This window comes from Xylanibacter ruminicola Ga6B6 (genome assembly GCF_000687715.1).
Classification (GTDB): domain Bacteria; phylum Bacteroidota; class Bacteroidia; order Bacteroidales; family Bacteroidaceae; genus Prevotella; species Prevotella ruminicola_B.
The window spans coordinates 159,180-169,838 of sequence record NZ_JHXD01000003.1; the positions used below are offsets into that span (position 1 = coordinate 159,180).

The window sequence follows — 10,659 nt, forward strand, 5'->3', positions numbered from 1 at the left end:
CCCCACTTTTTAATTTTGGTTGGTTATGAATAAAATTTTAATTGCACTTCTGTTTACTTTGAATGTTGGTGGCCTGTTTGCTGCCGATTATGTGGATGACATTAACAAATCGGTTGAGATGCGCTCCGATGGGCACCGTGTGGTGTACGAGATGAATGTAGGCTCGTTTACTACCGAGGGAACCTTTTCTGCTGCCCAGGCCCGGTTGTACGAACTCAAAACGTTGGGTGTCGATGTGGTGTGGCTCATGCCCATCTATCCCCGTGGCGGAGGTATCAATAGTCCCTATGCTGCTACCAACTTCCAGCAAACTAATCCTAGTTATGGTTCTATTGCTGACTTGAAGACCTTTGTGGCTCGTGCCCATGAATTAGGAATGGAGGTATGGCTCGATTGGGTGCCTAACCATACGGCCACCAATGCCGACTGGGTAACAACTCATCCTGAATACTACTTAACGAGTGGTGGACAGATGGTTCATCCCAACAACTATGGCGATGTGTGGCAGCTGGATTATGGCAATGCCGACTTAGTTAATGCTATGAACGATTGCCTGAAGTTCTGGATCGATGAGGCTGATATTGATGGCTATCGCTGCGATTATATCAGTAGTCCCCAGATTCCAGCCTCGTATTGGCAAACCACTATCCCGATGATAAAAGCGCTGAAACCAGTAACCTTCCTTGGCGAGGCCGATATCGCATCCGATGCAACCCGGTTAAAGAGTGTTGGCTTTGATTACGATTATGCCTGGCAGTTCCAGTCATCATTGGCCAGCTATGCCAATGGCACGGCAGCGTCGCGATTAAAGGTGTTTGTCAATACGCTGCTACAGAAATCTGCTGATATATCGTTTGGTCGCATGCTCTATGTCACTAATCACGATCAGAATTATAATGAAACCAAGAAAACGCTCACTCAGAAGTATGGCGATAACCGTTATCCCCTCACAGTACTTGCTTATACCGTTTATGGAATGCCACTTGTTTACAATGGTCAGGAAGTTGGCGGAAATCAGGCTCTCGACTATTTCAACGATACCAAGATTGATTGGACAGCAAAAGATGATAAGATGCTGAACACCCTGCGCACGCTGTTTGCATTAAAGCATGCAGTGCCAGCTTTGAGTCATGCCAAACAGACCGCTGATAATCCTGCAACCCAGCTGTTTGATGTACAAGGTAGCACAAGCGTTTTTGCTTATACCCGTACTTTGGGTGATAGTCAGGTGCTAGTAGTTCTTAATATGGGTACTACAGATGCATCGGCTACTATCAACGGACTTACTGAGGGTGATTGGAGCCTTTGGCTTGATAGTAGAACCATTGCCCAGGGCACCAGCAGACAGCAGGTTAAGCTTCATGCCTCACATACGTTTGATATCGAGGCTAAAGGGTATCGCGTTTATGTACGTGGTGTCTATCCTGAACAGCCCGTATCATCTTCCACAGGTATTCGTTCCGTCTCTGCATCGCAAACTGCCAGCCATCAATGGTACAGCCTTAGCGGTCGTGCTATTCACACACCCACTAAGGCTGGTATCTATATCCGTGATGGAAAGAAATACGTAGTTAGATAATCTTCTCGTAAGGCAGACCGAATACATCGGCCACAGCCTTGTAGGTTACCTTTCCTTCTACAATGTTCAGTCCCTTGGCCAGTGCCGGGTCGTCCTTGCATGCCTGCTGCCAGCCCTTATCGGCCAGTGCAATGGCATAACGCAACGTAGCGTTGGTAAGGGCGAGGGTAGAGGTGTTAGGTACAGCACCAGGGATGTTGGCTACGCAGTAGTGTACAATACCCTCCTCGGTATAAACGGGTTCGCTATGTGTGGTGGGGCGCGATGTCTCGAAACAGCCACCCTGGTCGATAGCCACATCAACCAGCACCGTTCCTGGCTCCATCAGTCTCAGCATCTCACGTGTAATCAGGTGTGGTGTCTTATCACCTGGTACTAACACGCTACCTACCACAATGTCAACCGTTGGCAACATCTGTCGGATGTTATGCTCCGACGAATAGAGCGTATGCACGTTGGCTGGTGTCTCAATATCCAACTGGCGCAAACGAGGCAACGAGATATCGGCGATAGTCACGTCGGCCCCCAGTCCTGCGGCCATCAAGGCTGCTGCCTCGCCAACCACACCGCCACCAAGTACCAGAACCTTAGCCGGACTTACACCTGGCACACCACTAATCAGTTTGCCCTTTCCGCCCTTGGTTTTCTGCAGATAATAGGCACCATTCAGTGTGGCCATGCGTCCGGCCACCTCGCTCATAGGCTGCAACAGGGGGAGCGAACCGTTAGGTAGTTGTACTGTTTCGTAAGCCAGACAAACAGCTTTGCTCTTCAGCATCGCCTCTGTAAGCTCCTTTTCGCAGGCAAAGTGGAAATAGGTAAATAGCAACTGTCCCTCGCGAACCAGCTCATACTCGGGCTCAATGGGCTCTTTTACCTTCACAATCATGTCGCATTCACGATACACAGCCTCGATGCTAGGCAGTATGCGCGCACCAGCTTTCACATAGTCGTCGTCGCTGAATCCGCTACCTTCGCCAGCCGTATGCTGCACACTTACCTCATGACCGCGACGTGTGAGTTCGGCCACACCCGCAGGCGTCATACCAACACGGTTCTCATTGTTCTTAATCTCTTTTGGGATTCCTACTTTCATAAGCTCAAGGTTTTTAGTAATACATGTTTTATGGTGCGAATATACGAAAAAATCTGTTTGGTGGTGCAGTCTTTCCAACTTTTTTTGTATTTTTGCAGCCGATATCAATCATGGCAACAATTTAAAAAGCTATAAATTATGAATTCATTGAAACCGTATTATCGTGTGTTAGCCTACGGCTTGGGAGGCTTTGTGTTTATTATGATTCTGTTTACCACCTGTTGTACAGTAGTTGATTCTGGTGAGGTGGGTATCCGTTTCCACAAATGGTCGCTCAACGAGCAGGACTATGGTGGTGTAGAGGGCACTTGTAAAGGTTGGGTGTTCTATAACCCCATCACTACCAACGTGTTTACCTATCCTACATTCACCCAGCGTAAGCAGTACGAAACCTTCTCGGTAAATGCCAAGGATGCTTCGCTCTTCGAGATGGATCCTACCATTGCCTACCGTATCAATCCCGATAAGGCCTGCGATATCTTCACCAAGTATCGTGTGGGCGTTAAGGAACTTGAGGAGGGCTATATCCGTACCTGTATCTACGAGGCCTATCGTACCTGTGCAAACCAATACACATCTGATTCGCTCATGTCGAACCGCGCCAATTTCGAGCGCGATGTGCGTGCCCGTTTGGAGAAGTCGCTCATGAGCGAGGGCTTCTTGGTTGAGGAGTTTACCTCAAAGATTACCCCACCATCATCGCTCCTTTCTATGATCGATGCCAAGAACACCGCCATCCAGAGTGCCTTGAAGGCTGAGAACGAGGTAAAGGAGGCTGAGGCTAATGCCAAGATTGCTGTAGCCAAAGCCGAGGGTAACGCCAAGGCCATGAAGATTAAGGCCGATGCCGAGGCCTACTACAACCGCACCATCGCCGCATCACTCTCGCCCATGATTGTACAGGAAGACATGATTGAGAAGTGGGATGGCAAGATGCCCCAGATCATGACTGGCAACGGCGGCATGATGATGGACATCTCGAAAGTCATTGGTGCCAAGAAATAAATAATGAATATTTAATGCATCACATATTAAGATACTTTACTGGCTTAACATTCTCTGTTATAGCCTGCGCTTCTATGCAGGCGCAAGAAATTCTGCCACTGATACAAACCCAGTGGGGACAGGGCGAACCCTATAACATGTTCTGCCCAAAGTCATCGCTTTCAGGACCAAATAATCCCGCAGGCTGTGGCCCTATTGCCATGGCACAGATTATCCGTTATCTGCAACAGCCTGAGGTTTCGCCTTCAGGCGATAAGTATCAGTGGAACCTCATGACGCAGCGTCCTTCGAACCAGCAAGAGGCACGCGCCATTGCCAAGCTGGTGGCCGACTGTGGTGTAAATGCCTTTACCTCGTATGGCAAAAATATGAGTGGCACAAATACGCTCAACGTGATCAATACGTTAAAGAAGTGTTTTGGCTTTAATCCATACATTTCTATCATCATGCGCGATCAATATCCTGGCGATGAAGGCAAAAGGTTATGGCGAAGGTTGATTATGGACGAATTGCAGGGCGGCCGACCGGTCATGATGATAGGCTCACTTCTGAATGGAGACAAAAATCTAGGCCACATATTTATTATTGATGGAGTGCGCGGCTCGCGCGTACATGTAAATTTTGGCTGGAATGGCAAAGGCGATGGCTACTATACACTCGACGATCTAGGTGGCTACGACTTAAAACAAACGGCGATTATAGGACTAGGCAAGTCCGACTATGTGCCAGACTTCAGAGAAGTGAAAACAGAACATGCAGGCCAATTGGCAGAACTGCTGCCACAGAACGAATGGAAGCAGATTCGACATCTGCGTGTGAGCGGACCACTTGATAAGAGCGACTTCAAGATACTACAGCAAATGTCCAGAGTAGATTGGCTATTCGGCCAGTGTGGCGACCTGCACTCACTCGATCTTAGCCATGCCGAGGTGGCGTATCTGCCAGACTCCGCATTCTTCAATACGCAGACGCTCTTCTATGTCAAACTTCCCAAGGGCCTCAAGCAGATAGGTCTTTATGCATTTTCTTCCAGCGCATTCCTTAATGAAGTCGAAATCCCCTCTTCAGTATGGCGCATACGCAAGGGGGCCTTCTTTAATTGCCCCAATCTGATTAGTATCCACATCCCTGACGGTGTGCGCCATATTCTTAGCGAAACATTTCGCGGATGCAAGAGCCTAACCGAAGTGACATTGCCTGAGTCTATCGACACGCTGGGGAGCATCGTATTTGATGACTGTACCCGTCTGGAACGCCTCTATATTCCAGCTTCTACACATCATATAGGTGCAGATATTGTAAAAAACTGTCCTAACCTCCGCGAGGTGATTATCGCCCCTGCCAACAAGGAGTTTGCCTTTCGCGATGGCAAGATTGTTGGCCTCACCAAGCGTGCTCAGGAGCAGTTAGGCCAGATTGCCCATCCAACTATTGATTCTAAAAACTTCAACCAAATAGGCACCCGCCGCGTACGCAAAGTAAAAGCAGTAAAGCGCAACGGCAAATGGGTAGAAGTGAAATAAATAAACGCTGAACTGATTTGCTAACCCGATTACTTTTGAAAAAGATATAAGGCTAGCCGATAGAGCTATGCTCGCTTTGCTTGCAAAGAATTGTTCCCTCGTGGGGTAGCAATTATTCCCTCGTGGGGGAACAAAAATTCCCTCGTGGGGGAGCAGTAAGCAATCTGTGGGATAGGTTACGGATATTTGGCAGATAGGTTACGGCAATCTCATTAAGAAAGCCCTTCTTCATAAAAATGGAGAAACTGGGAAACTGAGAAACTGGGAATCGGCATGGTTTGAAATCGGAGTAAGCTAATAGATAAGCTATAATAAATTAAAAATGATAATCGTATCATTTATCTAATTATTAGCTTTCCCCGTTCAACACTAAAACCACCCTGTGTCTCAGTTTCCCAGTTTCTCAGTTTCTTGTTATATCAGCATAGGAGACCATTTTCGTGATCTCACGGAAATGGTTTTAATTGGATGCCGGAAAACCTTGATGCTGAAATACAAAACTTGAAGAAATATTCTATACACCTTTTAATATCCATTCCTTGAAGAATGGGTCTTCTATTTCATAACTATCTGAGTAAATTACATAACCATCCTTTTGCAGTCGCTTCAGTGCGCTATAGATTGTACTTGTTGGATATTCGCCTGTTTGAAGCACCCCTTTTTTTGCTAGTCGTTGTAGTATCCACTTACTTGTACGGTTTATGTTCATCCACAAACGTTCATAATCGTGTCCATGGGTTGTTACTATATGTTCGATAGCAGCATGGAAGACGTCCTCTGTTTCTGGTTGAAGTGTGCCAATATTCCATATCGTCGCTGCCAATTGCTGAGAATAGTAGGGGTGATTGTTGGTATAATCCAAAATATAATCAGCAAGTTCATCGCTGCTTGTCTTAAAACAATTCTTTAATCGATCTGAAAGAAAATCGTGGAATATATCACGCGGCAATTTGTTAAGTCGCATCATTTCTCCAAAATGATAGAATGGCGATTTTTTGCGCTCAAAGATTTCTGTCATCATGCTTTCTTGGCTACCCAGCAGAATATAGTTGATATGTTTCTGCTCTTGCATGATAGCTCGCATTTTCTTATCTAATCTTGGAGCCAGGTCCAATATTTCTTGAAACTCATCTAGCACTACGATGATTCGGTCTTCCTCAGAATGACCTTTCTCAATGAGTTCCATTACATCTTCTAGAAGTACAGAGCCATCTACACCTGGTTGAAAACCTACATCTATCGAACCTGTTAGTGGGTTTGTAGATATTGTAGGTATTATGCGGAAGTGTGATATAAGATGCCGCATGCGTTCCATCGGATGAACCTTAAAGAATTCTCGAAGCAATTTAGCTGAAAAATCAGCAACAGATGTCACCTGTTGGAGATTGATAGTAATGCTTTTACGTCCGCTCTGTTTTACGGCCTTTGCCACCACGCTACTTTTTCCAAATCGTCGTGGGCTAATCAATATAAGATGATTTGCACTATTAACAAACTGACTGATATATTTTACCTCATCAATTCTGTCGGTAAAGTAATCAGCGTCGACGATTGTTCCGTATTTAAAGGGATTTTCCATATTACGACTTTTTTCGTTACGACTTTTTTCGTAGTCGCTGCAAATATATGAAATATATTCGAAACTTCCAAGTTTTATGTAGGAAAAATGATAAAAACTTATCAACCTCTCATTGTACCTCTCCCTATACCTCTCACTTTTTATCAGAGATGTACGTATGTTGAAATTAATAATAGGGGGAGGTTGAGTGAGAGGTGGAGAGGTTTTGATGAAAGATGGATTAATTGTAGGTTCAGTACTTATTACTAAATACTGGAGTACTCCCTAGGAAGTATTCCAGTATTTGGGTTAGAGGACTGCAGTCCTTAGGTGAACGGACTGGCTTTACTTTATCTCTACTACCGTGAGTACGTTATCAGCCACCTTGAAACGGATGTCGAACGTGAGGAACGGCATGCCGTAGATGCGGTTGGGATCGTTATGATAGCGTGGACGTGGGTCTTGTTCAAGGGTGGCGATGAGCGACGCTCTCTCTTCTTCAGGAACTTTTGTTGCCAGTTCGGGCGGTAGTTCCACTTTCAAGGGCTCCCACTCGGTGTTGTCCACAAAGCCGCTACGGGCATCGGGATGGGCATCGGCATAGGCCACATAGGGTTTGATGTCGTAGATGGGGGTTTGGTGCATCAGGTCGGCACCTTTTACATAGACGACGGGACCTAATTTGGCATCGTGCTCAATGCGATCGATACGCACACACGACAATCCGAGATTATTAGGACGGAATGGCGAACGGGTGGCAAACACGCCCATACGCTGGTTACCGCCTAAACGGGGTGGACGAACGGTAAGGCTCTTTTCGGCATCGCGATTGGCCGAGAACTCCCAGATAATCCAAAGGTAATCGAACTCCTCAAGTCCGCGAACGGCTTCCATCTGTCGGTACTCGGGTGCAAACACGATACGCCCCGTCAGGTCGGGCACCAACCCGCTCTGACGAGGAATACCAAACTTTGTGGGGAATGGTGATTCAAACCATGCTATGGGCTGTATCTCCATGTATTACTCGGAATATTGAAATGCGAAATCCAATAGGGTGCACAGCGACTTCTGCTTTGTATCAGACTTGAATACAAAGTAAATGGCGTGCTTGCCTGAAAGCTTGGCCAGCTCAGGCAGGTCGAAAACTGCCTCGGTGGCCTCCTGAGGCATGTCGGCCTTGAGCTCGAAGCTGCCAAGGAGTTTGCCACCCTGCGAGGTCCAAGGGCGATCGATCATCAGCTGGATGGTACCATCGATACCTGCAGGGATGAGATTCAGCGACAGCTTGAGATTCTGCTTGCCCTTGCTCTCGTTGAGGTTAAAGTACTTATAGCCTACGATAGAGCCATCGGTATTGTTAACCACACGGTTGGTATTATTGGCCAAGGCATAGGGGGCGTCGAAGTTCTTATCAGTACCATACGATGCCTCGACATACGAACCTGAGAACTTGTTGTTTGGCCACTCGTGAACGGCTGGGGTAGGACCAGTGAGCCAGCAAGCGATACCGGCTGAGTGGCGCTCGAATGGATTCAAACCAGCGAGTGCAAAACCCTCAGAGTTATATTCGCCTTCGGTAATCTCTACCTTGCCGTCTTTTCCTTCCTCAACAGTTACCTTGATGGGAGCCACCATGGCCTGACGTGCATACTCGTTGGTACCCGTCTGACGATGATAGAACACATACCACTGACCGTTGATCTCGCAGATACTGCCGTGGGTGTTGCCATCAACAACTGCCGATGCAATGGTGTCGCCCTTCTCGTTAACCTCGCGACCGCGAGCATCGATAATGGTACCACCATAGGTCCAAGGACCCAATGGCTGATTGCTATAAGCATAAGCCAGGTTGTAGTTGCTGGTGGGCAAACCAAACTCGCCATCCTTGGTAAAGCGACTGTAGATAAACACATATTTATCTTTGATTTTACGGATGCTTGATGCCTCGAAGAAACTGAAGATACCCTCTTCGTTACGGCCAGATACCATGCCATCTACAATCTTTGTACCTGGCTTAACGGTACACATGGTGGCAGGATCAATCTCGGCGGCGTATGAGTGCTCAAAGCCCCAATAGCCATACACACGACCATCATCGTCGACAAACACAGCGGGGTCAAAGCCATAGATACCCTCAACCTGGTTGGGGTTCTGGGCGTTCCAGTTGCATACCTCGAATGGTCCATCGGGGCGGTCGCTCTTGGCAATCAGTGCATTGCGGTAGCCCGTCTGGTCGTTGGGGAACAGGTAATATGTTTTCTTGCCAGCACTATCGGTTACAAAAGTGATGTCGGGTGCATACAGCACATCGGCTGTACCTGCCGAGTCGAAAGTCTCGCCTTGCGCATTCTTGTTGACAGTGAGGATGATGCCATCGTAACGCCAGTGACTCAGATTGTCGGTAGGAGCCGACCACACCACTTGGTCGCGACCGCAATAGGCATCCTTCAGGTTATCGTGCGAACCATAGATGTACACACGCTGCTTACCTGGATTATCGGGATCGTCGAACACATAGGGCTCGCCATCGGGAATATGCTCCCACAAGGGCAGATAGGGGTTGCCAACGGTGTTAAGTGTTGTGAGTTCCTGGCTTTCTACTACCGCTGCCTTTTGGGCGCACGATACAGCCAGACCCATGCCACATACAGCTGCGATGCTGAGTTTAAGAACATTCGTCTTCATCTTCTTTGTATTGTTAGGTTTATTATCAGGTTGCAAAAATACAAAAAAAATCCGAAAGCATGATACTTTCGGACTTTTTTTATAATGTGATGCTAGGATTATCCGAGCTTGCCGTCTGAACCGAGTACGTTCACAATCTTGTGGATGTACATCTTCTTCATGTTCTCACGAGCGGGCTTCAGGTACTGGCGAGGATCGAAGTGATCGGGGTGCTCAGCCAGGTACTTACGGATAGCAGCAGTCATAGCCAGACGAGAGTCAGAGTCGATGTTGATCTTGCAAACAGCGCTCTTAGAAGCCTCGCGGAGCTGCTCCTCGGGGATACCTACAGCGTCGGGCAGGTTACCACCGTACTTGTTGATAGTGTCAACCTCGTCCTGAGGAACTGAAGAAGAACCGTGGAGAACGATGGGGAATCCAGGAAGCTTCTTCTCGATCTCGTGCAGAACGTCGAATGCGAGTGGGGGAGGAACGAGCTTGCCAGTCTTAGGATCGCGTGTGCACTGCTCGGGCTTGAACTTGTAAGCACCGTGAGAAGTACCGATTGAGATAGCCAGTGAGTCGCAACCTGTGCGAGTAGCGAAGTCGATAACCTCCTCAGGCTTTGTGTAGTGGCTCTCCTCAGCTACTACCTCATCCTCAACACCAGCCAGAACGCCGAGCTCAGCCTCTACAGTTACGTCGAACTGATGAGCGTACTCAACAACCTGCTTTGTCAGGGCGATGTTATCCTCGTAAGGCAGTGAAGAACCGTCGATCATTACAGAAGAGAAACCGTTGTCGATACAGTCCTTGCAGAGCTCGAAGCTATCACCGTGGTCGAGGTGAAGAACGATCTCGGGCTTCTCGCAACCCAGCTCCTTAGCATACTCTACAGCACCCTTAGCGAGGTTACGCAGGATGGTACCGTTAGCGTAGTTACGAGCACCCTTTGAAACCTGCATGATAACAGGTGACTTGGTCTCAACAGCAGCCTGTACGATAGCCTGCATCTGCTCCATTGTGTTGAAGTTGAAAGCGGGGATAGCATAGCCACCAGCTACTGCCTTCTTGAACATCTCGCGAGTATTCACGAGTCCTAATTCCTTGTAATTAACCATAATATCTTAAAATTTAAATGAATAATTGTCGCTTTAACGCCTGCAAAGGTACAAAAAAAAGTAAAAAGGAAAAGAAGTAAAAGGGTAAAAGTTATTAATGATTTCTTAATTTA

Annotated in this window: 8 protein-coding genes; 3 read left to right on the forward strand and 5 right to left on the reverse strand. The window is 47.4% G+C overall.

What is annotated here, in order from left to right; all coding sequences use genetic code 11:
* Window positions 1-25 precede the first annotated feature (25 nt).
* Window positions 26-1,579: an alpha-amylase family glycosyl hydrolase gene (locus T500_RS0103470; protein ID WP_028906945.1), complete on the forward strand. Its 1,554-nt coding sequence runs from the start codon at window positions 26-28 to the stop codon at window positions 1,577-1,579.
* On the opposite strand, the gene ald is transcribed toward T500_RS0103470, so the two are convergent.
* Window positions 1,572-2,675, reverse strand: a complete 1,104-nt coding sequence (ald, locus tag T500_RS0103475; protein ID WP_028906946.1) for an alanine dehydrogenase — start codon at window positions 2,673-2,675, stop codon at window positions 1,572-1,574. The two genes, T500_RS0103470 and ald, sit on opposite strands and share 8 nt — an antisense overlap.
* Window positions 2,676-2,813: 138 nt before the next feature.
* Here ald and T500_RS0103480 point away from each other — a divergent pair, with 138 nt between their 5' ends.
* Entirely contained in the window at window positions 2,814-3,680 is an 867-nt protein-coding gene (locus tag T500_RS0103480; protein ID WP_230580831.1) for a prohibitin family protein, read from the forward strand.
* Window positions 3,681-3,694: 14 nt separating this feature from the next.
* Window positions 3,695-5,203, forward strand: a complete 1,509-nt coding sequence (locus T500_RS0103485; protein WP_080694778.1) for a C10 family peptidase — start codon at window positions 3,695-3,697, stop codon at window positions 5,201-5,203.
* A gap of 514 nt (window positions 5,204-5,717) precedes the next feature.
* Here the strand turns inward: T500_RS0103485 and T500_RS0103490 are convergent.
* The 4 genes from T500_RS0103490 to T500_RS0103505 all read right to left on the reverse strand — a co-directional run bounded on the left by T500_RS0103490 (window position 5,718) and on the right by T500_RS0103505 (window position 10,546).
* Window positions 5,718-6,782 carry an AAA family ATPase gene (locus T500_RS0103490; protein ID WP_028906949.1) on the reverse strand — a complete coding sequence of 355 codons (1,065 nt, stop codon included), beginning with the start codon at window positions 6,780-6,782 and terminating at the stop codon, window positions 5,718-5,720.
* A 324-nt stretch (window positions 6,783-7,106) separates the two neighbouring features.
* Window positions 7,107-7,778 carry a tRNA (N6-threonylcarbamoyladenosine(37)-N6)-methyltransferase TrmO gene (tsaA, locus tag T500_RS0103495; protein WP_028906950.1) on the reverse strand — a complete coding sequence of 224 codons (672 nt, stop codon included), beginning with the start codon at window positions 7,776-7,778 and terminating at the stop codon, window positions 7,107-7,109.
* 3 nt (window positions 7,779-7,781) lie between these two features.
* A complete protein-coding gene (locus tag T500_RS0103500) occupies window positions 7,782-9,446 on the reverse strand; it encodes a family 43 glycosylhydrolase (protein WP_028906951.1) in 1,665 nt (554 codons plus the stop codon).
* Between the two features lie 98 nt (window positions 9,447-9,544).
* Entirely contained in the window at window positions 9,545-10,546 is a 1,002-nt protein-coding gene (locus T500_RS0103505; protein WP_028906952.1) for a class II fructose-bisphosphate aldolase, read from the reverse strand.
* Window positions 10,547-10,659 lie beyond the last annotated feature (113 nt).

What these genes read in the sequence shown, in the direction of transcription:
- T500_RS0103470 (WP_028906945.1), top strand. Translation starts at nt 26, where the DNA reads ATGAATAAAATTTTAATTGCACTTCTGTTTACTTTGAATGTTGGTGGC.
- ald (WP_028906946.1), bottom strand. Translation starts at nt 2,675, where the DNA reads ATGAAAGTAGGAATCCCAAAAGAGATTAAGAACAATGAGAACCGTGTT.
- T500_RS0103480 (WP_230580831.1), top strand. Translation starts at nt 2,814, where the DNA reads ATGAATTCATTGAAACCGTATTATCGTGTGTTAGCCTACGGCTTGGGA.
- T500_RS0103485 (WP_080694778.1), top strand. Translation starts at nt 3,695, where the DNA reads ATGCATCACATATTAAGATACTTTACTGGCTTAACATTCTCTGTTATA.
- T500_RS0103490 (WP_028906949.1), bottom strand. Translation starts at nt 6,782, where the DNA reads ATGGAAAATCCCTTTAAATACGGAACAATCGTCGACGCTGATTACTTT.
- tsaA (WP_028906950.1), bottom strand. Translation starts at nt 7,778, where the DNA reads ATGGAGATACAGCCCATAGCATGGTTTGAATCACCATTCCCCACAAAG.
- T500_RS0103500 (WP_028906951.1), bottom strand. Translation starts at nt 9,446, where the DNA reads ATGAAGACGAATGTTCTTAAACTCAGCATCGCAGCTGTATGTGGCATG.
- T500_RS0103505 (WP_028906952.1), bottom strand. Translation starts at nt 10,546, where the DNA reads ATGGTTAATTACAAGGAATTAGGACTCGTGAATACTCGCGAGATGTTC.